The 23765-nt window shown below is 69.3% G+C and carries 24 protein-coding genes; 14 read left to right on the top strand and 10 right to left on the bottom strand.

Going from position 1 to position 23765, the window contains the following annotated elements:
* Positions 1-39: 39 nt before the first annotated feature.
* From DK459_RS11435 to DK459_RS11425, 3 genes are all read right to left on the bottom strand, one after another.
* Positions 40-801: an amino acid ABC transporter ATP-binding protein gene (locus DK459_RS11435; RefSeq protein ID WP_054484844.1), complete on the bottom strand. Its 762-nt coding sequence runs from the start codon at positions 799-801 to the stop codon at positions 40-42.
* Positions 798-1478 carry an amino acid ABC transporter permease gene (locus DK459_RS11430; RefSeq protein WP_026384606.1) on the bottom strand — a complete coding sequence of 227 codons (681 nt, stop codon included), beginning with the start codon at positions 1476-1478 and terminating at the stop codon, positions 798-800. Before DK459_RS11430 ends, DK459_RS11435 begins: the two co-directional genes overlap by 4 nt.
* 81 nt (positions 1479-1559) lie before the next feature.
* Positions 1560-2345, bottom strand: a complete 786-nt coding sequence (locus tag DK459_RS11425) for an amino acid ABC transporter substrate-binding protein (RefSeq protein ID WP_006386703.1) — start codon at positions 2343-2345, stop codon at positions 1560-1562.
* 191 nt (positions 2346-2536) lie between these two features.
* On the opposite strand from DK459_RS11425, the gene DK459_RS11420 reads away from it, so the two are divergent.
* Both DK459_RS11420 and DK459_RS11415 read left to right on the top strand, forming a co-directional pair.
* Positions 2537-3625: a P1 family peptidase gene (locus tag DK459_RS11420; RefSeq protein WP_006386704.1), complete on the top strand. Its 1089-nt coding sequence runs from the start codon at positions 2537-2539 to the stop codon at positions 3623-3625.
* Between the two features lie 123 nt (positions 3626-3748).
* A complete protein-coding gene (locus tag DK459_RS11415) occupies positions 3749-4372 on the top strand; it encodes a hemolysin III family protein (protein ID WP_049052975.1) in 624 nt (207 codons plus the stop codon).
* A 7-nt stretch (positions 4373-4379) separates the two neighbouring features.
* On the opposite strand, the gene DK459_RS11410 is transcribed toward DK459_RS11415, so the two are convergent.
* The gene (locus DK459_RS11410; RefSeq protein ID WP_020926585.1) at positions 4380-4853 is read right to left on the bottom strand and encodes an Lrp/AsnC family transcriptional regulator; all 474 of its coding nucleotides are present in this window, start codon (positions 4851-4853) and stop codon (positions 4380-4382) included.
* 138 nt (positions 4854-4991) lie between these two features.
* Here DK459_RS11410 and kynU point away from each other — a divergent pair, with 138 nt between their 5' ends.
* Positions 4992-6242, top strand: a complete 1251-nt coding sequence (gene kynU / locus DK459_RS11405) for a kynureninase (RefSeq protein WP_070542407.1) — start codon at positions 4992-4994, stop codon at positions 6240-6242.
* A 58-nt stretch (positions 6243-6300) separates the two neighbouring features.
* On the top strand, positions 6301-7707 hold the full coding sequence (locus DK459_RS11400) for an amino acid permease (RefSeq protein WP_006386708.1): 1407 nt from the start codon (positions 6301-6303) through the stop codon (positions 7705-7707).
* Between the two features lie 43 nt (positions 7708-7750).
* On the opposite strand, the gene DK459_RS11395 is transcribed toward DK459_RS11400, so the two are convergent.
* The gene (locus DK459_RS11395; protein ID WP_053497811.1) at positions 7751-8662 is read right to left on the bottom strand and encodes a LysR family transcriptional regulator; all 912 of its coding nucleotides are present in this window, start codon (positions 8660-8662) and stop codon (positions 7751-7753) included.
* 101 nt (positions 8663-8763) lie between these two features.
* Here DK459_RS11395 and DK459_RS11390 point away from each other — a divergent pair, with 101 nt between their 5' ends.
* A complete protein-coding gene (locus DK459_RS11390) occupies positions 8764-9897 on the top strand; it encodes a pyridoxal-phosphate dependent enzyme (RefSeq protein WP_110134729.1) in 1134 nt (377 codons plus the stop codon).
* On the opposite strand, the gene DK459_RS11385 is transcribed toward DK459_RS11390, so the two are convergent.
* Positions 9869-10789, bottom strand: coding sequence for a LysR substrate-binding domain-containing protein (locus tag DK459_RS11385; protein WP_060721300.1), 921 nt, complete (start codon positions 10787-10789; stop codon positions 9869-9871). The genes DK459_RS11390 and DK459_RS11385 overlap by 29 nt on opposite strands.
* A gap of 109 nt (positions 10790-10898) precedes the next feature.
* Here DK459_RS11385 and DK459_RS11380 point away from each other — a divergent pair, with 109 nt between their 5' ends.
* Positions 10899-12209, top strand: a complete 1311-nt coding sequence (locus DK459_RS11380) for an SLC13 family permease (protein ID WP_049052960.1) — start codon at positions 10899-10901, stop codon at positions 12207-12209.
* On the opposite strand, the gene DK459_RS11375 is transcribed toward DK459_RS11380, so the two are convergent.
* The 4 genes from DK459_RS11375 to DK459_RS11360 form a co-directional block, all read right to left on the bottom strand.
* Positions 12181-12603 (bottom strand): VOC family protein, encoded by a 423-nt coding sequence (locus tag DK459_RS11375; RefSeq protein WP_020926592.1) that lies wholly within the window; start codon positions 12601-12603, stop codon positions 12181-12183. The two genes, DK459_RS11380 and DK459_RS11375, sit on opposite strands and share 29 nt — an antisense overlap.
* Positions 12604-12699: 96 nt before the next feature.
* The gene (locus DK459_RS11370; RefSeq protein ID WP_035182617.1) at positions 12700-13392 is read right to left on the bottom strand and encodes a YafY family protein; all 693 of its coding nucleotides are present in this window, start codon (positions 13390-13392) and stop codon (positions 12700-12702) included.
* Positions 13393-13633: 241 nt separating this feature from the next.
* Positions 13634-14497 carry a hypothetical protein gene (locus tag DK459_RS11365; protein WP_070542404.1) on the bottom strand — a complete coding sequence of 288 codons (864 nt, stop codon included), beginning with the start codon at positions 14495-14497 and terminating at the stop codon, positions 13634-13636.
* Between the two features lie 154 nt (positions 14498-14651).
* A complete protein-coding gene (locus tag DK459_RS11360; RefSeq protein WP_006386716.1) occupies positions 14652-15119 on the bottom strand; it encodes a CopD family protein in 468 nt (155 codons plus the stop codon).
* 182 nt (positions 15120-15301) lie between these two features.
* On the opposite strand from DK459_RS11360, the gene DK459_RS11355 reads away from it, so the two are divergent.
* From DK459_RS11355 to DK459_RS11320, 8 genes are all read left to right on the top strand, one after another.
* Complete coding sequence (locus tag DK459_RS11355) at positions 15302-15811, top strand: sigma-70 family RNA polymerase sigma factor (RefSeq protein WP_020926597.1); 510 nt, start codon at positions 15302-15304, stop codon at positions 15809-15811.
* The gene (locus DK459_RS11350) at positions 15790-16791 is read left to right on the top strand and encodes a FecR domain-containing protein (protein WP_070542401.1); all 1002 of its coding nucleotides are present in this window, start codon (positions 15790-15792) and stop codon (positions 16789-16791) included. The genes DK459_RS11355 and DK459_RS11350 overlap by 22 nt, the downstream gene beginning before the upstream one ends.
* A 112-nt stretch (positions 16792-16903) precedes the next feature.
* Positions 16904-19492 carry a TonB-dependent hemoglobin/transferrin/lactoferrin family receptor gene (locus tag DK459_RS11345; protein WP_370445596.1) on the top strand — a complete coding sequence of 863 codons (2589 nt, stop codon included), beginning with the start codon at positions 16904-16906 and terminating at the stop codon, positions 19490-19492.
* Between the two features lie 77 nt (positions 19493-19569).
* Positions 19570-20616: a hemin-degrading factor gene (locus DK459_RS11340; RefSeq protein WP_054497375.1), complete on the top strand. Its 1047-nt coding sequence runs from the start codon at positions 19570-19572 to the stop codon at positions 20614-20616.
* A 10-nt stretch (positions 20617-20626) separates the two neighbouring features.
* Positions 20627-21460, top strand: a complete 834-nt coding sequence (locus tag DK459_RS11335; RefSeq protein WP_024070224.1) for a hemin ABC transporter substrate-binding protein — start codon at positions 20627-20629, stop codon at positions 21458-21460.
* Positions 21444-22442, top strand: a complete 999-nt coding sequence (locus DK459_RS11330; RefSeq protein ID WP_110134728.1) for an iron ABC transporter permease — start codon at positions 21444-21446, stop codon at positions 22440-22442. Before DK459_RS11335 ends, DK459_RS11330 begins: the two co-directional genes overlap by 17 nt.
* On the top strand, positions 22439-23227 hold the full coding sequence (locus DK459_RS11325; protein WP_026384620.1) for a heme ABC transporter ATP-binding protein: 789 nt from the start codon (positions 22439-22441) through the stop codon (positions 23225-23227). Before DK459_RS11330 ends, DK459_RS11325 begins: the two co-directional genes overlap by 4 nt.
* 81 nt (positions 23228-23308) lie before the next feature.
* A partial coding sequence (locus tag DK459_RS11320) for a YajQ family cyclic di-GMP-binding protein (protein ID WP_110134875.1) occupies positions 23309-23765 on the top strand: 457 nt, incomplete at its 3' end.

Genomic DNA, 23765 nt, shown 5'->3' with positions numbered 1-23765 from the left:
GGGGGGAGGGGACGCGCGCGTTCGATGGGGGGCGCCGCCTCAACCGATCTGGCCGGCTTCTTGCGTCAAGGTCGAGATGAACGTCGCGGTGCGCGGATCGCGCGGTCGGGTGAACAGGTCGCGCGAGGCGCCGGCTTCGACCACGTTGCCGTCGAGCAGGAACACCGCTTCACGCGAAACGCTGGCGGCCAGGCGCAGGTCATGGGTGGCCATCAGCATGGTCATGCCCTCGGCGGCCAGCTGGCGCAGCACGTCCACCACTTCGGCCGCCAGGCCCGGGTCGAGCGCCGAGGTCGGTTCGTCGCACAGCAATACGCGGGGGGCGGGCGCCAGGGCGCGGGCGATCGCCACGCGCTGCTGCTGGCCGCCCGACAGATTGGCGGGCCAGGCCTCGGCCTTGTCCAGCATGTTGACCTTGCGCAGCAGTTCCTCGGCTCGCGCGCGGGCGCGGTCGGCGGGCCATTTCTGCACCGTCACCAGGCCTTCCATCACGTTGCCGATCACGGTCTGGTGCGGGAACAGCTGGAAGTTCTGGAACACCATGCCGGTCTGCATGCGCACCCGCTGCACCTGGTCGCGCGAGAGCTTCAGGCCGGGTTCGAAGTGGACCTGTTCCGGGCCGATCTCGAGGGTGCCGCGATCGGGCACCTCCAGCAGGTTGACACAGCGCAGCAGGGTGCTCTTGCCGCTGCCGGACGGGCCGATCAGCGCGGTGACGCTGCCTTCGGCGATGGCCACGTCGACCTGCTTGAGCACCAGGTTGCCGCCGAAGGATTTCTCGATCTGTTCCAGGCGGATCATCGGTTCTTCTCGGAAAACACCGCGTGCTGGCCGAAGCGCCTTTCCAGGCGCACCTGGGCGGCGGACAGCACCGAGCTGAACACCAGGTAGATCAGCGCGGCCTCGGTGTACAGGATCAGCGGTTCATACGTGACGGCGGCGATGCGCTGGGCCGCCTGGAAGATCTCGGGCACGGTCAGCACGGCGGCCAGCGAGGTGTCCTTGACCAGGGCGATGAAGGAATTGGACAGCGGCGGCACCGCCACCCGCGCGGCCTGCGGCAGCACGGTGCGGCGCAGCGCCTGGCCGCGCGTCATGCTCAATGAATAGGCGGCTTCCCACTGGCCCTTGGAGATGGACTCGATGGCGCCACGGATCACTTCGGAGTTGTAGGCGCCGACGTTCAGCGTGAAGCCGATCAGCGCCGCCGGCAACGGGTCGAGCACCACGCCGACGCTGGGCAGGCCGTAGAAGATCACGAACAGCTGCACCAGCAGCGGCGTGCCGCGGATCAGCCAGACGTAGAAGCGCACCAGCGCCACCAGCGGCGCCGGCCCGAACAGCCGGATCAGCGCCACCACGAAGGCCAGCGCCAGCCCCAGCGCGAACGACATCAATGTCAGCGGGACGGTGAACACCAGCCCGGCGTGCAGCAAGGGCCAGAACGAGTCGGCCATCAACTGCACCCAGGCCGGCACCGCGAGGGTGTCGACCTGGGACAGGATCCAGTCGGGCAGGACGTTGTGCAGCCAGGCGGGGAGCGTCATCGAGGAGGCCGCTTATTGCTGCGCCGACAGGTCCGTGCCGAAGTACTTGACCGAGATGGTCTTGTAGGTGCCGTCGGCCTTGATGTCGGCCAGCGCCTTGTTGATGGCGGCCACCAGTTCGGGATTGTTCTTGCGCAGCAGCACGCCGGAGTTGCTGAACTCGGCGGCCTTGTCGGTGGCGGCGATCTTGACCTTGGCGTTGGGCTTCTGCTTCTTGAAGTCGAGGAACGACAGGTTGTCGTTGACCGTGGCCTCGACGCGGCCCGAGGTCAGCAGGTCGATGGCTTCGTTAAAGCCCTGCACGGCAACCACTTCCGCGCCGTGGCTCTGCGCCAGCTTGCCGAAGTTGCTGGTGAGCGTGTTGGCGGACTTCCTGCCCTTGAGGTCCGCGAACGACTTGATGGTGGTGTTGTCATCGCGCACGATCAGCACCGCGGCCGACGAGATGTAGGGATCGGAGAAGTCGTACTTGGCGCGGCGCGCGTCGGTGATGCCGACCTGGTTGATGACGGCGTCGTAGCGCTTGGCGTCGAGCCCGGCGATCAGGCCGTCCCACTTGCCTTCGACGAATTCGGCTTTGACGCCCAGGCGCTGGGCGATGGCGCGCCCAATGTCGACGTCAAAACCGGTAAGCTGGCCGGAGGCGTCGTGGAAGGTGAAGGGAGCGTAGGTGCCTTCGGTGCCGATCTTGAACACGCCGGCGGACTTGATCTGGTCCAGCCCCGACTGGGCGTGGGCGGCGGACAGGGCGGCGACCTGGACCAGGCCGGCGATGAACAACGAGCGCAAGAGTTTCATGGCAATGCTCCACGGATGAGAGATCACTGCGAAAGGCCCGCGCCGATCGCGCCGCCTTCCGGTGTAGCCGCACTCTAACAACGCGCCTATTTTTCCACAAAGCATAAGGAATAGTAAAAATATAGCGGCAAGTCATATGCGGTATTCGCGCCCCGGCCGCCCGGCTCGGGGTTGATCCAGGCGGTATCCAGATGGAGACAGGCGTGCAACAACAGTGGAACAGGCGGGCTTTCATGATGGCGGCGGCGGGTGTCGCGGCGTCCGCAAGTGTCATGCCGGCGCAGGGCGCCGGCGGTTTGCGGCGGGTGCCCGGCGGCGGCAGCATCACCGACGTGGCCGGCATCAAGGTCGGGCACTACACCGACACGCGGCGGCCGACCGGCTGCACGGTCATCATCGCCGAAGCGGGCGCCACCGGCGGCGTGGACGTGCGCGGCGCGGCGCCGGGCACGCGCGAGACCGACCTGCTCAACCCCGTCAACATGGTCGAAAAAGTGCACGCGGTGATGCTGGCCGGCGGCAGCGCCTTCGGCCTGGAGGCGGCCACCGGCGTCATGCGCTACCTGGAGGAACGCAAGATCGGTTTCGACGTGGGCGTGGCGCACGTGCCGATCGTGCCGGCCGCCATCCTGTTCGACCTGGGCGTGGGCGACGCTTCGGTCCGGCCCGATGCCGCGGCCGGCTACCAGGCCTGCAAGTCGGCCAGCGCCAAGCCGCCGCAGGAGGGCAACGTCGGCGCCGGCGCCGGGGCGACGGTCGGCAAGCTGTACGGCGCCAAGCGCGCCATGAAGGGCGGCCTGGGCAGCGCCTCGCTGACCGTGGCGGGCGTCACGGTGGGCGCGATCGTCGCGGTCAATGCGGTGGGCGACGTGGTCGATCCGGCCACCGGCCACGTGCTGGCCGGCGCCCGCACCGCCGACGGCAAGATGCTGCTGGACACGCGCGCGGCGATCCTGGCCGGCGACCTGCCGACCTCGATGCGCGAGGGCGCGGCCACCACCATCGGGCTGGTGGCCACCGATGCCAGGTTGACCAAGGCGCAGGCGCAGAAGATGGCGCAGACCGCGCACGACGGCCTGGCCCGCACCATCAATCCTATCCACACCATGCTCGACGGCGATACGGTGTTCGCCCTCGGCACGGGCGCGTCCGGCAAGCCCGCCAACATGATGTTGCTCGGCGTGATGGCGGCCGAGGCCATGGCGATCGCGGTGCAGCGCGCCATCCTGGCGGCGCGCGCGCTGGAAGGCTATCCGGCGGCGGTCGACTTCATCGCCTGAGCCCGTGTGTCGGGGCGACGACGGCCGCCCCGACCTTGCTGCCCGTCTTGACCCCAAGCTGTCACATGGCTTGGGCAAGATGAAAAGCGTCGGCGTCACGCCTGCGCGCGGGAGAGGGGCAGCATGTACGAAGGAGAGCGCTTGAACGGAGCCACGCACCTGGCCGGCCTGGCCTTGGCGGTGGCTGCATCCGGGGCCCTGATCGCGCGGGCCGCGGAACTGAAAGTGGAATGGCGCCAGATCGTGGCCTGCGCGGTGTTCGCGGCATCCATGATCGCCGTCTATGCGTCATCGGTGCTGTATCACTGGTCGCGCGGACGCCGCAAGGCGCGCTGGGCCAAAGCCGATCATTGCGCCATCTACCTGCTGATCGCGGGCACCTATACGCCGCTGGCATTCGTGCCGCCGGAGCTGGGCTGGGGCGCCGCCATGGCGGTGGCGATCTGGCTGCTGGCGCTATACGGCATCGGCCGGGAATTGTGGTGGGCGCGTGACGCCGCGCCGGCCTTGCCGCTGTACCTGGCGATGGGATGGCTGGGCGTGATGTGCGCCGCGCCCATCGCCGGCGCGCTGTCGGGCGCCGGCCTGGCCTGGCTGCTGGCCGGGGCCGCGCTCTACACGGTGGGCACGGTGTTCTACGCCAACGACAAGCGCTGGCGCCATGCCCACGGCATCTGGCACCTGTTCGTCATGGGCGGCTCGGCCTGCCACTTCGTCACGGTGTTCGGCTTCCTGCGCCACGCGTAGGGCCCGATCAGCGCCAGGCCGCCAGCGGCAGCATGCCGCCGCGGTTCTTCACTTTGCGCATGACGATATGCGAACACAGGTCGCGCACTCCGGCGATCTTGCTGAGCTTGTCCTCCACGAACTGCGAGAACGCCGCCAGGTTGCGGGTGCGCACCGTCAGGATGTAGTTGGATGCGCCGGTGACGATGCTGGCCTCGGTGATTTCGTCGTACAGGGCGATGCCGGCCAGGAATTCCTCGTGCCAGCCGGCGCGGGACTGGTCCAGCGACACGTGCACGACGGCTTCCAGCTCGAAGCCCAGCCGCTCGGCGTCGAGCACGGCGCGATAGCCCCGGATCAGCCCGCCTTCCTCCAGCGCCCGCACCCGCCGCAGGCAGGCCGACGGCGACAGCGCCACCTGCTCGGCCAGGTCCTGGTTGCTGAGCTGGCTGTTCTCCTGCAGGCGGTAGAGGATGCGGTGGTCGATGGCGTCCAGTTGCATGATGCAATCCAATTCGAAAAAAATGGCTATGACGCAATTTAATGCGAAATCCTAGGGTTAGTCACGCCTTGTTTTGCAACTATTCGGCTTGGCCGCGCTGCTAGTATGTAGCCAGCATATTGCCCGAAGGAGCTGTGAATGCATACCCGTGAAAGCTGTGTCGCCGCCGACCGGCAGGACCCCCTGGCGCCGCTGAAGGCGCGTTTCGACCTGCCGCCCGGCGTGCTGTACATGGATGGCAATTCGCTCGGCGTGATGCCGCGCGCCGCCGCCGCGCGCGCCGCCGAGGTCATCACCCAGGAATGGGGCACCGGCCTGATCCGCAGCTGGAACACCGCCGGCTGGTTCGAACTGCCGTCGCGGCTGGGCGACAAGCTGGCCGGCCTGCTCGGCGCGAAAGAGGGCGAACTGGTCATCACCGACACCACCTCGCTGAACATCTTCAAGGCCCTGGCTGCCAGCCTGCGCATCCAGCAGAAGCGCCAGCCCGAGCGCCGCGTGATCCTGTCCGAACGCGACAACTTTCCCACCGACCTGTACATGATCCAGGGCATGATCGACCTGCTGCAGCAGGGCTACGAGATGCGCCTGATCGACGACGACCTGCCGCTGGAGCGGGCGCTGGACGAGGACGTGGCGGTGGTGCTGCTGTCGCACGTCAACTACCGCAGCGGGCAGATGCACGACATGGCCGCGGTCACGCGCCAGGCGCACGAGCGCGGCGCGCTGGTCATCTGGGACCTGGCGCACGCCGCCGGCGCGGTGCCGGTGGACCTGAACGGCGCCGACGCCGACTACGCCGTGGGCTGCACCTATAAATACCTGAACGGCGGCCCCGGCTCGCCGGCCTTCATCTGGGTGGCGCCGCGGCACATTCCCGATTTCTGGCAGCCGCTGTCGGGCTGGTGGGGCCACCAGCGTCCGTTCGACATGACGGTCGCCTACGAGCCGGCCGGCGGCATCCGCCGCTACCTGTGCGGCACCCAGCCCATCGTGTCGCTGGCCATGGTCGAATGCGGCCTGGACGTGGCGCGCGAGGCCGACATGGCCGAGGTGCGCAGGAAGTCGCTGGCGCTGGGCGACCTGTTCATCGCCCTGGTCGAGGAACGCTGCGTCGGCCATCCGCTGACGCTGGTGACGCCGCGCGACCATGCCCAGCGCGGCAGCCACGTGAGCCTGCGCCATCCCAACGGCTACGAGGTCATGCAGGCGCTGATCGCGCGCGGCCTGATCGGCGACTACCGCGAGCCCGAGGTGCTGCGCTTCGGCCTGACGCCGCTGTACTTCGGCTACGCCGACGTCTGGGACGCGGTCGAGATCCTGAAAGACGTGCTCGACAGCAAGGCCTGGGACAAGCCCGAGTTCAAGCAGCGTTCGGCCGTGACCTGAGCGGCCGGTTGCCGGCCCGAGCGACATCCAGCAAGAGAGCGCAGTACCGGAGGAGACAATGACACAACAACAAGGATTCGGCAGGATCGCCGAACGCGAACAGGGGCTCAAGCGCCGCCTGACGTCCGGCCAGATGAGCATGATCGCGATCGGCGGGGCCATCGGCACCGGCCTGTTCCTGGGCAGCAAGTTCGCGATCGGCTTCGCCGGCCCCAGCGTCATCATCAGCTACGCCATCGGCGGGCTGATCACGCTGCTGCTGATGGGCTGCCTGGCCGAGATGACGGTGGCGCATTCGACGTCGGGTTCGTTCGGCGCCTACGCCGAGCACTACATCGGCCCGCTGGCCGGCTTCCTGGTGCGCTATGCGTACTGGTCGTGCGTGGTGCTGGCGGTGGGCACCGAGGTCACCGCGGTGGCCGAGTACATGAAATTCTGGTTCCCGTCCGTGCCCGGCTGGCAATGGGTCTGCCTGTTCTCGGCGGCGCTGATCTTCATCAACGCCATGAGCGTGAAGGCCTTCGGCACCATCGAGTACTGGTTCTCGACCATCAAGATCAGCGCCATCGTGGCCTTCATCATCCTGGGCGCCTATGTGGTCTGGGGCAATCCGCAGTACGGCACGGCGCAGTACACGGCGCACGGCGGCTTCTTCCCCAACGGCGTGTGGGGCATGTGGATCGCGGTGGTCATCTCGATCTTCAGCTACCTGAGCGTGGAGATGATCGCGGTGGCGGCGGGCGAGGCCGAGGACCCCGAGCGCGCGGTGAAGAAGGCGTTCCGCGCCACCATCGTGCGGCTGGTGGTGTTCTACCTGCTGACGCTGGCGCTGATCCTGGCCATCGTGCCGTGGGACCAGGCCGGCAAGGGCGGCAGCCCGTTCGTGACGGTGATGGAAGCGGTGAAGGTGCCGTACGCGGCCGGTGTCATCAACTTCATCGTGCTGGTGGCGGCGCTGTCGGCCATGAACAGCCAGCTGTACATCACCACCCGCATGATGTTCAGCCTGTCGCGCGCGGGGCATGCGCCGGCGGCTCTCGGCAAGCTGACGCGCAGCGGCACGCCGCTGAACGCGCTGCTGCTGTCGACCAGCGGCATCGCCATCGCCACCGTGCTGAACGTGCTGTATCCGGAGACCTCGTTCACGCTGATGATGGCGATCTCGATGTTCGGCGCGCTGTTCACGTGGATGATGATCTTCGTCACGCACTACTTCTTCCGCCGCCGCTGGGCGCGCGAGGGTGGCGCGGCGCTGTCGTTCCGCATGCCGGGCTTTCCGCTGCTGACGCTGCTGGGCGCCGGCGCCATGCTGGCGATCCTGGTCACGACCTACTTCACCGGCGTGTTCAAGATGACGCTGGTGTTCGGCGTGCCGTTCCTGTTGGTGCTGGCGGCCCTGTACCTGCTGCTGTTCCGCAAGACCGCGGCGGCGGTGGTGCTGCAAGCGCGCCAGCAGCGCTCCTAGCGATTGCGCCGGCGGACTCGCCCGGTGTTGCCGGCGGCGCGTTTCAAACTGCGCCCGCGTCCGCGCACTGGCGGATCGCCGCCAGCATGGCGCGGGCCCGCGCCGGCAGCGAGCGCGAGGCGTACACGGCGTGCATCTGCGGCGCCACGCCCTGCGCCGAGGTGGCGGTGTAGCCGGGGCATACCCGCACCAACGTGCCGCGGGCGATCTCCGGCGCCGCCGCCCAGTCCGCCAATCTGGCGATGCCCACACCCTGCAGCGCCAGCGCCATCAGGCCGCTGCCGGTGCTGACCCGCACCGCCGGCTCGGCATGCATGCGCACGATGCGCTTGTCGCGCCGCAGGTGCCAGTCCTTCAGCACGCGCGGCCCGGTGTGCATGATGAGCCGGTGCCGCGCCAGTTCTTCGGGCTCGCGCGGCAGCCCCATGCGCGCCACATAGTCAGGGCTGGCGCACAGCAGCCGCGCATACGGCCACAGGCGCGCGCCCAGCAGCTCGCTCGATGCCGGAAAGCCGCCGCGGATGGCGAAGTCCAGGCCCTCCGCGATGGGGTCGACCCACTTGTCGGTGTAGTTGATGTCCACCGTGACGCCGGGATAGTCCGCCGCGTAGCGCCGCAGCACCGCCGGCAGCAGGGTCACGCCCAGCAGGTCGGGCGCCGAGAAGCGCAGACGGCCCTGATCGCCCGACTGGGTGTCGCGCAGCGCCTCGCGCGCTTCGCTTTCCAGCCGCAGGAGGCCGCGCGCCGACTGGAAGTAGCTTTCGCCCTGCGGCGTCAGCACCACGCTGTTCTTGCTGCGCAGCAGGAGCTGCGCGCCGACCTGGCGTTCCAGCGCCTGCACCGCGCGGGTGACCGCGCTGGGCGAGGCGCCCAGGGCGCGGGCCGCCAGCACGAAGCTCTGGCGTTCCGCGACGGCGCAGAACACCTGGTATTCCCATAGCGCGCCACGTTCCATGGCGGTTCTCCATTGCATTTATCGCAACATGATATTGCAACGCGGAGCGCTCGGGCGGACCTAGACTGCGCCCATCCTCGACTTTCTCCAGGTTGATCGCCATGTCAGATCCCCACTATTTCGATCCCGTCACCGGCGCGCGCCATGCGCTGGATGAGGCCCGCTGGTGTTCCGATGCGCGCGCGCCCTTGATGATCTCGCCGCTGCCGGGCATCTCGCGGGACGACATCGACCGGGGCGAGCGTTCGCTGTGGCGCTACCGCGCCGCGCTGCCGGGCGCCGTGGCGCGGCCGGTGTCGATGGGCGAGGGCGGCACGCCGATGGTCGAGCGCGCCTGGGGCGGCCTGCGGCCGCATTTCAAGCTGGAATGGTTCAACCCGACCTGCAGCTTCAAGGACCGTGGCGCGGCGGTGATGCTGTCGTGGCTGCGCCAGATCGGCATCCGCGCCATCGCCGAGGACAGCTCGGGTAACGGCGGCGCCGCCATCGCCGCCTTTGGCGCGGCGGCGGGCATGGACGTCACCATCTTCGCGCCCGCCTATACCTCGACCGCCAAGGTGGCGCAGATCCGCGCATTCGGCGCCGACGTGCAACTGGTGCAAGGGCCGCGCGAAAACGCCGAGACCGCGGCGATCGAGGCGTCCGCGCGCATCTTCTACGCCAGCCACAACTGGCAGCCGTTCTTCCTGCAGGGCACCAAGTCCATCGCCTATGAGATGTGGGAGGACTTCGGCTTCGAGGCGCCGGAGAACGTGGTGATTCCGGCGGGCGCGGGCAGCAATGTGCTGGGCTGCGCCATCGGCTTTGCCGAGCTGCTTGCGGCCGGGCAGATCCAACGCCTGCCGCGCCTGTTCGTGGCCCAGCCCCTGAACTGCTCGCCGGTGGACGCCAGCTTCCATGCCGGGGTCGACACGTCGGTGCCGCGCGAGGTGCTGCCGACGGTGGCCGAAGGCACCGCGATCAAGCGGCCGGTGCGGCTGCGCGAGGTGTTGCAGGCGATCCGCGCCAGCGGCGGCCAGACCGTCGCGGTGCCGGAGGCGGACATCGTTGCCGCCGTGCGCAGGCTGGCGGCAATGGGGCTCTACGCCGAGCCCACCAGCGCCACCGCGGCGGCGGCGCTGGATATGCTGCGGGCGCGCGGCGCGATCCGCGAGGCCGAACGCACCGTGGTGCTGCTGACCGGCACCGGCATCAAGGCCACGCAGTTCATGACCGATCTGTATTCGGCGGCGTGATCCGGGCGGCGTCGGCCAGCAGGTGGTCGAGCAGGCGGCGGGCGCGGGCGTTGAGCGTTTCGCGCGCTTGCACGCACAGCAGCAGTTCGCGCGAAGCCCAGGCGTCGGTCAGTGCCACCGACACCACGTCGAGCAGCCGGCACATGCTGTTGGCCGTGGTCTCGGGCACGATGCCGACACCGACGCCGGCCTCGACCAGCCGGCACATGGCGTCGAAGCTGCGCAGCTGCACGCGCAGCTTGATCGGCCCGCCCGCCACCAGCGCCTGGCGCGCCAGGAAGCGTTGCAGCGCGCTGCTGCGGTCGAGGCCGACAAAATCCTCGTCCAGCACGTCGCGGAAGGCGATTTCGGCGGTGCCCGCCAGCGCATGGCCGACGGGCACGATCAGCACGAAGCGATCGCAATGGTACGGGTAGGTCTGCAGCGCGCCGGTATCGACGGTGCCGGCAACGATGCCGATGTCGGCCGAGCCGTCGGCGATGCACTCGACGATCTCGTCGCTCAGCATCTCCTGCAATTCGACGTTGATGCGCGGGTGCGCCGCCAGGAAACCGCCGAGCGCTTCGGGCAGGAAGGCGGTCAGGGCGTTGGTGTTGGACAGCAGGCGCACCGAGCCGCCGAATTCGCCGGAGAAATCGGCCAGGTCGTCGCGCAGGCGGTCGGCCTGGGCCAGCATCACGCGGGCGTGCGCGGCCAGTTTCAGGCCCGCCGGAGTGGGAATGACGCCCTGGCGGCGGCGTTCCAGCAGCGGCGTGCCGAGAGAGGCTTCGAGGTTGCGGATGCGGGCGCTGGCGGCGGCCAGCGCCAGGTTGGCGCGGGCGGCGCCGTGGGTGATGCTGCCGGCCTGCACCACGTGCAGGAAAAGCGCCAGATCGGTCAGGTCGAAACGCATGGCGGCGAGCCTACGCGAGGCGCGCAGGCTGCCTCTGCGAATGGCGCATTTTCAGCGGCGGACAGGGTCCGTACACTGCGCCGATTCGTGTTTTTTTGGTGGTTTCTTCATGCATCTGGTCGCCTCCGGTTTTCCGATTCTACCCGCGCTGATCACCGCGATCACGATCGCGTTGTGGGCCTTTTCGCGGCTGCCTGAGTACCTGACGGCGCTGCTGTTCTTCAGCGCCGCGATGATCCTGGCGGTCGCCTCGCGCGATGTGGTGTTTTCGGGGTTCTCGTCGGCGGCGTTCTGGCTGGTGCTGAGCGGCTACGTATTGGGGCTGGCGTTGAAGTACACGGGCCTGGCCGACCGCATGGCGGGCGCGTTGTCGCGGCGCCTGTCGGGTTCATATCCGAAGGTGGTGGCCGGCGTGGTCGCGCTGACGTACCTGCTGGCTTTCGTGATGCCGTCGAACATGGGCCGCATCGCGCTGCTGATGCCGATCGTGCTGGCGTACGCCGACCGGATCGGGCTGGCGGCGGGACGGCGCGGGCGAATCGGGCTGGCGCTGGCGGTGGGCTTCGGCACCTTCCAGCTGTCCACCTCCATCCTGCCGGCCAACGTGCCCAACCTGGTGATGGCCGGCAGCATCGAATCCAGCTACGGGCTGCAACTGGGCTACCTGCCATACCTGTGGCTGCATGCGCCGGTGCTGGGCATCCTGAAAGGCGCGGTGCTGGTGGCCTGTATTGCGTGGCTGTTCCGCGACACGCCGGAAGCGGCGCCGCCCGCCGCGCCGGCCCCGCCGCTGACGAGGGCTGAAAAGCGCCTGGTGGTGTTGCTGGGGTTGACGCTGCTGGGCTGGGTGACCGACGGATGGCATGGCGTGTCGCCGGCCTGGATCGGGCTGGCTGCGGCCTGCGTGTGCCTGTTGCCCAGGGTGGGGTTCGTCAGCGGCGAGCAGTTCGGCAAGGAAGTGAACTTTCGCACCGCGATCTATGTGGCGGGCATCCTGGGGCTGGCCGCGATGGTGGCGGACAGCGGCCTGGGCGGCATCATCGGCCGCGCCCTGCAGGCCTGGCTGCCGCTGTCGCCCGACGCGCCGATGCAAAGCTTCTTTTCGCTGGTGGGGCTGTCGGCCGCGCTGAACTTCGTGGTCACGGCCAACGGCGTGCCGGCCTTGTACACGCCGCTGGCCGAGACGCTGGCGCAGGCATCGGGCTTTTCGTTGATGACGGTGCTGATGGCGCAGGTGGCCGGCTACGCCACCGTCATCATGCCGTACCAGGCTTCGCCCATCGTGGTGGCGATGGGCATGGGCCACGTGCCGGCGCGCAGCGGCCTGGCGCTGAGCCTGCTGACCGCGCTGGTGTCGTTCGTGGCGCTGGTGCCGCTGGACTTCCTGTGGTTCAGGCTCCTGGGAATGCTGGGATCGTGACCAGTTCCTCCTCGGCGGGCGTGGTGTCGGGCGCCGGGGCGAACACGCGCAGGCGGTGGCCGTCGGGGTCGAGCGCCACGAAGGTGCGGCCGAAGTCCATGTTGGTGGGCGCCTGCAGGATGGGCAGGCCGCGCAGGCTCCAGTCGAGGTGGCGCTGGTCGAGCGCGTCGGCGTCGGGCACGGTGAAGGCCAGTTCGGTGCAGCCGCCGCGGCCGGCGGCCGCCGGTTCGACGGTGTGGCGCGACCACAGGCCCAGCATCAGGCCGGAGTCGAGCGCGAACAGGGCGAAGGTGGGCGAGCTTTCGACGGGCGGGCGGTTCAGCAGCGCGCTGTAGAACGCCGCGCTGGCCTCGGGCTTGTCGACGTAGAAAATGACGAAGTTCTTGGCGGACATGATGCGCTCCTGGTTGGATGAGCGCTCATCTTAGAAAGACATGCTGTCAGATTTTGTCAGCAGTCTTTGGCCGGATGTCGCACCGGCCGCCCCGCGTCAGCAGCCGTCGCACTCGGCCGCATTGATGGCGCGCCACTCCTTGAGCAAGGCATGGCGGCGGCGCGGGTAGCGCTGCCCGGGTTCGAGCGTGGCGATGCGGTCGGTGCGGAAATGGCGGAAGTCCTGGCGCAGTTCGCACCAGGCCATCACGATGCGCACGCTGTCGAAAAAACCCAGGGCGAACGGCCAGATGACGCGCTCGGAGTCGGCGCCCTTGTCGTCGCGGTAGGTGATGGCGATCTTCTGTTCGCAGCGGATCGCCTGGCGGATCTGGGACAGGTCGACCCGGTCGACCACCGCCCAGCTGCTGGGGCCGACCAGCAGCGGAATGGCGTCGAGTTCGTCGCGCAGTTCCCGCGGCAGCACCGCGCTGATCTTGGCCAGCGCGTTGGCGGCGGCCTGGCCCAGGCGCGGGTCGGAACGGCCGGCCACCCAGCGGGTGCCCAGCACCAGGGCCTCGATCTCCTCGGTGCTGAACATCAGCGGCGGCAGCATGAAACCGGGCCGCAGCACGTAGCCGATGCCGGGCTCGCCCTCGATCTCGGCGCCCTGCGCCTGCAACGTCGCGATGTCGCGATACAGGGTGCGCAGGCTCACGCCCAGGTCGGCCGCCAGGCGGTGGCCGCTGACGGGCAGGCGATGGCGCCGCAGGGTCTGCAGCAGGTCCAGGAGTCGTTCGGCGCGGGACATGTAGGCGGGCAAGGGCGGGACGCCGTAATGCTGCCACGGAATGGCAGCAGCCGGAAGCCGCGGCCCTCAATCATCAAGTGGTTTGCGTTCGAGCCGATGCACGGGCGCGAGACCACCTTCGACCGCCTGCTCAGGCCTTGCGCCACCGCCATACCGGTCAGCATGCCGCGCCGTTGCAGGCGTGGCTGCGCGGCCAGGTGCGCGACGTGCTGCGCGAGCGCCTGGCCGCGGATGCTTCCAGCTAGCGGCTGACCGGCTTGCCGCTGGCCACGTCGATGGCCGAGCCGTCTTCCAGGCTGACGCGGTAGATCTCGCGCAGCACGTTGCCGGCAAAGCCGATCTCGACGATGGACACGTCCTTGAAGGTGGTGGCGATGCCGTCGGGCAGCGCGGCGTTGAACTTGTCGGATTCCTGCTTCATGGCGTCGGCCAGGCGGGCGTCGTACGGCGCCATGCTGTAGACCAGCGTGGTGTGCGGATTGTGGGCGCGCACTTCCTTGCCGTCCTTCATCACGTTGACGCCGCTCACGCCCATGGTCTTGACCAGGTCGCGGCCGGCCTCGCCCATCTTGGCATACACCGGGCCGGTCACGCGCGGCAGCGGGCCATCGCGCAGCGGCGCCAGCGCGGCCGTGGCCACCGTGTTGTAGGCCATCATGGCCTCGAAGCCCGCGCCGCTCTTGACCACGCCCAGGTCCAGCCACCACGGATGGCCCGCGCCCTTGGCGGCCTCGGTGGGGTAGAAGCCCTTGAGCGTGACGGCCAGCGGCGCCGGCGGCTTGGGCAGCGCCCGCAGCATGCGCTGCGGCGTGGCGGGGTCGGCGCTGTGGATGTGGACCACCGTGACGTGGGGGATATTGGGCGTTTCCGCCTCGGTCTTCAGGCCCAGCGCGAGCAGGTCCTGCTTGAGCGTGCTGTTGACCTTGGCGTCGAGCACGGCGTTGACTTCCTTGGGCAGGCGGTACACCACGCCATAGGTGGCCTTGTGGTCGCGGAACGCGGGCTGTTCCAGCGCGCTGTTGTCGATGGGGGCGGCGGCCAGGGCGACCGAGAGGGTGGCGAAGGACAGGCCGAGGGCGGCCAGGGGCAGGATGCGCTTGATCATGGATTTTCCTTTTATGTGGGACCCGCGAGAGTCCGAGCCAGTGTGGCCACGCCGGATGTACGGCGTATTGCACCAGTCCAAAGAAATCCGATAGCCGCCGTGGTCCGGCCGATAGCTGCGCGCCACCGAAGCGGCCGGACCGGACCGCGGGGTGTCAGAGCAGGAAAACGGCCGCGATGATCGCCAGTCCCAGCGCCAGGTTGACGCCGACCCAGCGGCGGATGCCGGCCATCGCCTGGCCGCCGCGCGGCCAGTCGGAGGCGGCCACCGCCGCCCGCAGCCGGGGATAGAGCGCGGCGCGGATGTAGGCGTAGATCACGGCCATGATCAATCCGCCGGCGGTCATCACCGTCCAGCCGCGCGGCATGAAGAAGGCGCCGCCCGTCTGCGCGGCCTGGGACGCCTCCTGGCCGATCATCGCCGCGCCGGTGGCCAGGATCAGCACGATCGCGGCCAGCACGGCATTCAGGAACGGGCCGAGCACCGCATGCATCAGTCGCAGCCGTTGTGGCGGCTCCAGCTGCGCGGCCGCCGGCCGCAGGAAACAGTGGGCGAACAGCATGCCGCCCACCCAGAGAATGACGGCCAGCAGGTGGATCAGTTTGAACGCGCTGTAGAGCATCGGGTCGGCCTTGGGCAAGAGGGGGAAGGGACGTCGCGCCAGCGCCGGGGCGGCCGGTCGGGCAAGTCCGTCCCCATCATATCGCCACCCTTGCGCGGGCGGGGTTCTTGACCTGGGTCAGGGTTTTCCATTTAGAATGAGATTGATTTTTATTTGTGATCAAGTGTGTTCGGGAGCCCACCGTGTCCAACCTTGCGCTTGCCTGCGGCGACGCCGTCCACCTGCTTTACCGCGCGCACCACGGATGGCTGCACAACTGGCTGCGGGCCAAGCTGGGCGATTCGTTCGACGCCGCCGACCTGGCGCAGGACACCTTCGTGCGCGTGCTGCGCCACCGGCACGAGCTGGACGCGCTGCGCGAACCCCGTGCCTACCTGACCACCATCGCCAAGCGCCTGGTGCTGAACCTGCACCGGCGCCGCTCGCTCGAACGGGCCTACCTGGACGCGCTGGCCACGCTGCCCGAGGCCCAGGCGCCGTCGCCCGAGCAGCGCCTGCTGATCCTCGAGGCGCTGCAGGAAATCGACGAGATGCTGGCGGGCCTGCCGCTTCCGGCGCGGCAGGCTTTCCTGATGGCGCAGCTCGAAGGCCTCGGCCACGCCGAGATCGCCGCGCGGCTGAACGTGTCGCTGCGCTCGGTGCACCGCTACATCGCCAAGGGGTACGAACAATGCATCATGGCGGTGATGTAAGCGCGCCGTGGGGCGCCGCGGGCGAGCTGCCCGCCGTCGACCGCAAGGTGGCGCGCGAGGCGGCGCGCTGGCTGTTGCGCCTGAGTTCCGAGCGCGCCACCGAGGCCGACGTGCGCGCCTGCGCGCAGTGGCGCGCCAGCAAGGCCGAACACGAACATGCCTGGCAACGGGCGCAGCGCGTCAACCAGCGTCTCGGCCTGGTGCCGTCCTCGTTGGGCATGGCGGCGCTGAACCGGCCCGACCTGGCCGGCCGCCGCGCGACCCTCAAGACCCTGGCCGCGCTGATCGTGGCCGGCCCCGCCGGCTGGGCCGCGTGGCGCGCCAGCCCGTTCGAGTGGAGCGCCGACTACCGCAGCGCCACGGGCGAGCAGCGCCGGGTCGCGCTGAGCGACGGCTCTTCCATGCACCTGAACACCGCCAGCGCGGTCGACGTGCTGTACGACGCCGACCTGCGGTTGCTGCGCCTGCGCGCCGGCGAGATCGCGGTCCACGCCGTGGAAGAGTCGGGCGCCCATCCGCGCCCGTTCGTGGTGCGCGCCCGGCAGGGCGAGGTGCAGGCGCGGGCGGCGCGCTTCTGCATGCGCCAGGACGGCGCCGCCTGCCTCGTTAGCGTGCAGGAAGGGCGCGTCAACCTGCGGGGCGGCGGCGTGGTCGTGCCGTTGGCGGCCGGCGAGCAGGCATGGCTGCGCGATGACGCGCCCGCGCGCCCCGAGCCGGCCGATCCGCATGCGGCCGACTGGACCCGTGGCGTGCTGCACGTCAACGCCTGGCGCCTGGATGCGTTCGCCGCTGAACTGGGCCGCTACCGGCCGGGCCTGCTGCGGTGCGACCCCGAAGTGGCGGGCCTGCGGCTTTCGGGCGCGTTCCAGTTGCATGACACCGACGCGGTGCTGGCGGCCTTGCCGTCGACGTTGCCGGTGCGGGTGCGCTATCGCAGCGCGTATTGGGTGACGATCGCGCCGCGCGCCGGACAGGCGTGAATCGTCGTTGTTACAAAAAAGCCGAGGACACGCTGTCCGGTCCGCGAATGTCGAGGGTCATGGTCAGTAGAGGCACACGAATGCCGATACCCGTTGGATCGAAAGGACGACCATGGCTCATTTCCCCGCCAGCCGCGTGCGCGGCTATCCCATCAACCGAGAGGCCCCATGCCGACTGACCCGCCTGACCCTGGCGTTGCGCCTTGCCACCGCGTTGGCCGCGCCGGCCGCCATGCTGTGGCCGGCCGCCGCCGCGCAGGCGCAGGCCGCGCCGGCGCAGCAGGCGCGCAGCTACCGCATCCCGGCCGGCCCGCTGGCCGAGAACCTGGCGCGCTTTGCCGACCATGCCGGCGTCACGGTGCTGTTCGACGCGGCGCTGGTGGGCCAGCGCCGTGGCGCGGGCTTGAATGGGGAATACACCGTGGCTGACGGCTTTGCCCGCCTGCTGGCCGGCAGCGGCCTGGCCGCGCGCGAGCGCAGCCCCGGCGTATTCGTGTTGCAGGCCTTGCCGCAGCCGGGTGTCGCGCAACTCGCGCCGGTCACGGTCCAGGGCGAAGGCGCGGTGGCGGCGCCGGCATGGGAAACGCGCACCGACCGCAAGCGCATGGACGATCTGCAGATCAAGAACTGGAGCGACCTGGGCAAGCGCGCCGAACCCGGCGTGAGCTTCAACCGCCAGAACAACAGCATCAACATCCGCGGGCTCGACCAGGACCGCGTGCTGACGCGGGTCGATGGCATCCGGCTGCCGTGGCTCGACGACGGCGCCCGGGGCGTCAAGGGTGGCCTGGAGGCGGTGGACTTCAATACGCTGTCGCGCCTGGACGTCGTGCGTGGCGCCGACGCCGGCTCGGGCGGTTCGGGGGCCATTTCCGGACTGGCCGACCTGTACACGCTCAGCCCGGCCGACCTGCTGACCGACGGCAAGACCTTCGGCGCGCTGGCCAAGACCGACTACGACACCGCCGACAGCAGTTGGGGCGCCAACGCCGCGCTGGCCGGGCAGATCCATGACAACACCTTCTGGCTGGTGCAGGCGGGCGTGCGCAACGGCCACGCGCTCGACAACCGTGGCGACGTCGGCGGCTACGGCCCGCGCCGCAGCGAGCCGACGCCCGAAGACTACGACCAGCGCAGTTTCCTGCTCAAGCTGCAACAGCGCGTGGATGGCGGACATCGTTTCGGCCTGACCGGCGAGTACTTCAAGCGCAACGCCACCCAGGACAGCATGTTCGAGCAGGGCCCGGGCACCAGCTACCAGATCGGCGAGAACACCACCAAAAAGGAAACCGAGCGCGAGCGCGTGTCGTTCGACTATGTCTACAAGGCGCCGGGCGAGGGCGGCTGGATCGACAGCGCCACGGCGGTGGTGTATTGGCAGCGCATGCAGCTCGACAGCGCGCTGGATGCGCAGCGGGTTGCCAGCCGTCCCAATAGCTTTCCAAGCGGCGCTTATGGCCGCAACAATTCCATCCGCCAGACCATGTTCGGCGCCAATGCAGAACTGTCCAAGCGTTTCGCCGGCGCCTCGGTGTCTCAAATATGGACGCTGGGAGCCGAGTGGTACGGCAACAAGACAGAGCAGAACTCCAGCGGTTACGACAATTGCCCGGCGATCCCTCCGGGCACGCCCAGGCCGCCGTTCCCCAGCACCTGCGACATGCTGCACACCAACCAGGCCGACGTGCCGCTGTCCAAGGGCAGCCAGTGGGCCTTGTGGGCCTCCGACGAATTCAGCTTCGCCGACGGCCGCTACACGGTCATGCCGGCGCTGCGCTACGACCATTACGAGCAGAAGCCCAAGTCCACCGAAAGCTACGCCAGCAACCGCAACGGCGGCGCGCTGCCGCCCGACAATGGCGGCGGGCGCTTCTCGCCCAAGCTGCTGGCCACCTGGAAGGCCGCGGACGACCTGAACCTGTACGCGCAGTACGCCTACGGCTTCAAGGCGCCCAGCGCGACGCAGCTCTACACCAACTACGGCGGCCCGGGCACCTACCTGCGGGTCGGCAACCCCTACCTGAAGCCGGAAACCAGCAAGGGCTGGGAACTGGGCGCCAAGCTGGGTTCCGATTCGCTGGGGGGCGCGTTATCGTTCTTCGATAACCGCTACCGGAACTTCATCGACAGCAACGTGCCGCTGGACGCCGGTTCGCCGCAATGGCAGGCGGGTTGGGCCGGGCAGTATCCGCTGGGCATCACCGGCAACGTCAACCGCGCCAAGGTGCGCATCTATGGCGCCGAGGCCAGCGCGCACTGGAAATTCTCGCCGGGCTGGCGCACCTGGGGCTCGCTGGCATGGGCCGTGGGCAAGGACGAGGGCACCGGCCAGTACCTGAATTCGGTGGCGCCGCTCAAGGCCGTGCTGGGCGTCGGCTATGGCCGCGACGCATGGGGCGTGGACGCGATGCTGACCACGGCCCTGCGTCGCAACAAGGTCGAGTATCCGGACGCTTCCGCCAAGGCGCCCAACCGTGATTTCCAGGCGCCTGGCTATGGCGTGGTGGACCTGATGGGCTACTGGCGCCCGGCCTCGGTGAAGGGCCTGCAGGTGCAGGCCGGCGTGTTCAACCTGTTCGACAAGAAGTACTGGGAAGCCATCAACGTGCCGACCGCAGGCGCCACGGCGCTGCCGCGGCCGGTGGACTGGTACGCCGAACCGGGACGCAGCCTGCGCGTCTCACTGACGTATCAATACTGACCCGCGCTGCCGCCGCGCGTCAGCGGCGGCAGTCCCGATTTTCCATTCCGGCCGGAGGGCCCGCAATGAGCAACGAAGTGAAGCACCCCGATTTCGACACCCGCGCCGCCGAGCTGCGCGCCCGCAACGAAGCGCTGGCGGCGTCCAAGCCCGGCCTGCGCGCCCGCAACCTGGCCCAGGAACTCGGCGTGTCCGAGGCCGAATGGGTCGCCGCCGGCTGTGGCGGTGTCAAGGCAGTCGAACTGCATGGCCAGCCGCAGGAGATCTTCCGCGAACTGGGCACGCTGGGGCCGGTGATGGCCCTGACGCGCAACGACTGGTGCGTGCACGAACGCCATGGCGCCTACCTCGACATCCAGGCCGACGGCCCGGTCGGCCTGGTGCTGGGGCCGGACATCGACCTGCGGGTGTTCTTCTCGTGCTGGGCCTCCGCCTGGGCGGTCGAGCAGGACGGCCGCCACAGCCTGCAGTTCTTCGACGGCGCGGGCGTGGCGGTGCACAAGGTCTACCGCACCGAGGCCACCGATGCCGCCGCGTACGACGCGCTGGTGGCGAAGTTCGCGGGCGCCTCGCGCTGGCCCGACACCGCGCCTTATGCCGCCGCCACCGACGCGCCGAGCGTCGAGGACAGCGCCCAGTGGCGGCAGGCCTGGCTCGGCATGCAGGACACGCACGAGTTCTTCCCGCTGCTGCGCAAGTTCAAGGTGTCGCGCCTGGCGGCGCTGGCCGCGGCCGGCGAGGACCTGGCGCAGACGGTGCCGGTGGAGTCGGTCGAACGCATGCTGGAGTCGGCGGCGGCCAGCGGCCTGTCGATCATGTGCTTCGTGGGCAACCGCGGCATGATCCAGATCCACACCGGCCCGGTGCACCAGTTGCGCCGCACCGGCCCCTGGTTCAACGTGCTGGATCCGACCTTCAACCTGCACCTGGACACCAGCGCCATCGCGTCGGCCTGGGTGGTGAACAAACCCACCAGCGATGGCTGGGTGACGTCGCTGGAGCTGTATTCGTCCAGCGGCGACCTGATCGCGCAGTTCTTTGGCGAGCGCAAGCCGGGCAAGCCGGAACTGACGGGTTGGCGTGAATTGATGTCGGGCCTGTGCCGCGTGCCGCTGGCCGCATGAGGATGATGCAATGAAGAAATGGCTGGCGGTGGCGGCGGGATGGATGCTGGTGGCGGCCGCGCAGGCGGCGCCGCCCGCGCGCGTGGTGACCCTGGGCGGAACCGTGACGGAAATCGTTTACGGCCTGGGGCAGGGCGAGCGGCTGGTCGGCGACGACCAGTCCAGCCTGTATCCGGAGGCAGCGACCCGTCTGCCGCGGGTCGGCTATTACCGCGCCGTGCCGGTCGAAGGCGTGCTGGCGCTCCAGCCCGACCTGGTGCTGGCGTCGGAGCAGGCCGGTCCGCCCGACGCGCTCAAGCGCCTGGGCGAAGTCGGCGTGCGGGTGGTGAGCGTGCCGGACGCGCCGTCGGTCGATTCGCTCAAGGCGCGCATCCGCGCCGTGGCGGCCGCGCTCGACGTGGCGCCGGCCGGCGAACAGATGGTGCGGGACGTGACAGGCGAACTGGCCAAGGCCGAAGCCATGCCGGCAACGCGCGCGCGGGCATTGCTGCTGATCAACCGCAGCGGCGCGCCGCAGGGCGCGGGGCGCGGCACCGCGGCGGCCGAAATCATGCGCCTGGCCGGCCTGGACAACGTGCTGGCGGGACAGCAGGGCTACAAGCCGCTGTCGCCCGAGGCCATCGGCGCGCTGGCGCCCGACCTGATCATCGTCACGCGTGAATCGCTGCAGGCCAGCGGCGGCCTGGAGGGCTTTGCGCGCCTGCCCGGCATCGCGGCGACGCAAGCCGCGGCGAAACAGCGCATCATCGTCATGGACGATCTGCTGATCCTCGGCCTGGGGCCGCGGCTGCCGCAGGCGCTGATCCAGCTCAAGCAGGAGGCGGCGCATGCCATGGCGCGCTAGGGCGCCGCTGGCACTGGCGCTGCTGGCCGCGGCGCTGGTGCTGGCGGTGCTGGCGGCCAGCGCCAGCGGCGCGGTGCCGATCCCGCTGCGTGAACTGCCGTCGCTGTTGTGGGGCGCGCCCACGCCTGAACAGGCGCTGTGGCGCAATGTGCTGATCGACATCCGCCTGCCGCGGGTATTGCTGGCGGTGGTGATGGGCGCGGGCCTGGCGATCTCCGGCGCGGCGTTGCAGGCGCTGTTCCGCAATCCGCTGGCCGAGCCGGGGCTGATCGGCATTTCCGCCGGCGCTTCGCTGGGCGCGGTCATCGCCATCGTCATGACGCACGGCGGCTTCTGGTACACCGCGCCGGGCGCCTTCATCGGCAGCCTGGTCGCGACGCTGTCGGCCTATGTGGTGGGACGGCGCGTGCCGGGCGTGGCCGGGCTGCTGCTGGCGGGGGGGGCCATCACGGCCATCGCCTTCAGCCTGATCGGGCTGTTCACGTTCATGGCGTCCGATGCGCAGCTGCGCGACCTGACCTTCTGGAACATGGGCAGCCTGGCCGGCGCCAGCTGGAAGCTGCTGGCGTTCCTGGGGCCATGGGTGCTGCTGCTGTCGTGCTGGCTGCTGCGCCAATGGCGCGTGATGAACGCGCTGCTGCTGGGCGAGCGCGAGGCCCAGCACCTGGGCTATTCGCTCAAGCAGGCGCGCGCCCGGCTGGTGCTGGCCTGCACCCTCATCGTCGGGCCGCTGGTGGCCGCCAGCGGCACCATCGTGTTCGTCGGCCTGGTGGTGCCGCACCTGGCGCGCATGACGCTGGGCGCCAACCACCGCCTGCTGCTGCCGGCCTGCCTGCTGGGCGGCGGGCTGGTGATGACGCTGGCGGACTGGCTGGCGCGGATCGTGGTGGTGCCGGCCGAACTGCCGATCGGCCTGGTGACCGGACTGGTGGGCGGTCCCTTCTTCCTGTGGCTGCTGGCGCGCGGCCGGAGGCACGGTTGATGCTGGCCGCCGAGAACCTGACGCTGGCGCGCGACGGCAAGCGCATCCTGGACCGCGTCTCGCTGGCGATCCGTCCGGGCGAGGTGGTGGGCCTGCTGGGCAGCAACGGCGCCGGCAAGTCGACTCTGCTGGGCGCATTGGCGGCCGAGCTGGAGGCCGATGGCGGCAGCCTGGCGCTGGACGGCCGCCCGCTGCGCGCGCTGCCGCCCCGCGCGCAGGCGCGCAAGCGCGCGGTGCTGCCGCAGAAGCCCGGGCTGACCTTCGACCTGGGCGTGCGCGAGGTGGTGGCGATGGGCGCGTATCCGTTTCCGGAGCTGTCGCCGGCCGAGGTCGATGACCTGGCGCGCCAGGCCCTGGAATGGGCCGACGTCAGCCACCTGGACGGCCGCCGCTATCCGCAGCTGTCGGGCGGCGAGCAGCAGCGGGTGCAATTCGCCCGGGTGCTGGTGCAATGCCGCGCGGCGCGCGTCCCGGGCGAGGCCCGCTACCTGCTGCTGGACGAACCGACCGCCAGCCTCGATCCCAGGCACCAGGCCGACCTGATGCGACGGGCGGCGCAACTGGCGCACGAAGGCAATACCGGCGTGCTGGTGATCCTGCACGATATGAACCTGGCGGCGCGCTGGTGCGACCGGCTGCTGTTGCTGAGCGGCGGCCAGGCGATCGCGCAGGGTACGCCGGCGCAGGTGCTGACGCCAGCCAACCTGTATCTGGCGTACGGCATCCAGGCGCAGGTGATGCCGCATCCGTTGCAGCCGGACCGGTTGCTGGTGCTGATGGCTTGAGGGGGGGCGAGCCCCGGTAAAATGGGGCAATCGCGGCGGCCGCGGCCGCCTTTTCTTCATCTACCGACAGGACCCAGTGTCATGCCTACTTTCGACGTCGTCTCCGAAGTCGACAAACACGAACTCACCAACGCCATCGACCAGGCCAACCGCGAACTCGCCACCCGTTTCGATTTCAAGGGCACGGATGCCAAGTTCGAACTGGAAGGCTTCGTGGTGACGCAGGTGGCGTCGAGCGCGTTCCAGCTCAAGCAGATGCTGGACATCCTGCGCGGCCGGCTGTCGGCGCGCGGGATCGACGTGCGCTGCCTGGACGTGGCGGATCCGCTGGAGAACCTGGGCGGGGCGCGGCAGAAGATCACGGTGAAGCAGGGGATCGAGCAGCCGGTGGCCAAGAAGCTGATCGCGGCGATCAAGAACGCCAAGCTCAAGGTCGAAAGCCAGATCAACGGCGACAAGCTGCGGATCAGCGGCAAGAAGCGGGATGATCTGCAGACGGCGATTGCGTTGTTGAAGAAGACGGACGTGGATTTGCCGT

It is taken from the genome of Achromobacter sp. RW408 (assembly GCF_003184165.1).
GTDB classification, from domain to species: domain Bacteria; phylum Pseudomonadota; class Gammaproteobacteria; order Burkholderiales; family Burkholderiaceae_B; genus Achromobacter; species Achromobacter xylosoxidans.
This window is presented reverse-complemented; position numbering and strand designations above follow the sequence as displayed.

Coding starts and splice junctions, on each gene's coding strand:
- DK459_RS11335 (WP_024070224.1), top strand. CDS start 20,627: ATGAAGAAATGGCTGGCGGTGGCGGCGGGATGGATGCTGGTGGCGGCC.
- DK459_RS11385 (WP_060721300.1), bottom strand. CDS start 10,789: ATGCGTTTCGACCTGACCGATCTGGCGCTTTTCCTGCACGTGGTGCAG.
- DK459_RS11415 (WP_049052975.1), top strand. CDS start 3,749: ATGTACGAAGGAGAGCGCTTGAACGGAGCCACGCACCTGGCCGGCCTG.
- DK459_RS11380 (WP_049052960.1), top strand. CDS start 10,899: ATGCATCTGGTCGCCTCCGGTTTTCCGATTCTACCCGCGCTGATCACC.
- DK459_RS11330 (WP_110134728.1), top strand. CDS start 21,444: ATGCCATGGCGCGCTAGGGCGCCGCTGGCACTGGCGCTGCTGGCCGCG.
- DK459_RS11395 (WP_053497811.1), bottom strand. CDS start 8,662: ATGGAACGTGGCGCGCTATGGGAATACCAGGTGTTCTGCGCCGTCGCG.
- DK459_RS11360 (WP_006386716.1), bottom strand. CDS start 15,119: ATGCTCTACAGCGCGTTCAAACTGATCCACCTGCTGGCCGTCATTCTC.
- DK459_RS11400 (WP_006386708.1), top strand. CDS start 6,301: ATGACACAACAACAAGGATTCGGCAGGATCGCCGAACGCGAACAGGGG.
- DK459_RS11350 (WP_070542401.1), top strand. CDS start 15,790: ATGCATCATGGCGGTGATGTAAGCGCGCCGTGGGGCGCCGCGGGCGAG.
- DK459_RS11345 (WP_370445596.1), top strand. CDS start 16,904: ATGGCTCATTTCCCCGCCAGCCGCGTGCGCGGCTATCCCATCAACCGA.
- DK459_RS11390 (WP_110134729.1), top strand. CDS start 8,764: ATGTCAGATCCCCACTATTTCGATCCCGTCACCGGCGCGCGCCATGCG.
- DK459_RS11370 (WP_035182617.1), bottom strand. CDS start 13,392: ATGTCCCGCGCCGAACGACTCCTGGACCTGCTGCAGACCCTGCGGCGC.
- DK459_RS11375 (WP_020926592.1), bottom strand. CDS start 12,603: ATGTCCGCCAAGAACTTCGTCATTTTCTACGTCGACAAGCCCGAGGCC.
- DK459_RS11365 (WP_070542404.1), bottom strand. CDS start 14,497: ATGATCAAGCGCATCCTGCCCCTGGCCGCCCTCGGCCTGTCCTTCGCC.
- DK459_RS11420 (WP_006386704.1), top strand. CDS start 2,537: ATGGAGACAGGCGTGCAACAACAGTGGAACAGGCGGGCTTTCATGATG.
- DK459_RS11425 (WP_006386703.1), bottom strand. CDS start 2,345: ATGAAACTCTTGCGCTCGTTGTTCATCGCCGGCCTGGTCCAGGTCGCC.
- kynU (WP_070542407.1), top strand. CDS start 4,992: ATGCATACCCGTGAAAGCTGTGTCGCCGCCGACCGGCAGGACCCCCTG.
- DK459_RS11410 (WP_020926585.1), bottom strand. CDS start 4,853: ATGCAACTGGACGCCATCGACCACCGCATCCTCTACCGCCTGCAGGAG.
- DK459_RS11435 (WP_054484844.1), bottom strand. CDS start 801: ATGATCCGCCTGGAACAGATCGAGAAATCCTTCGGCGGCAACCTGGTG.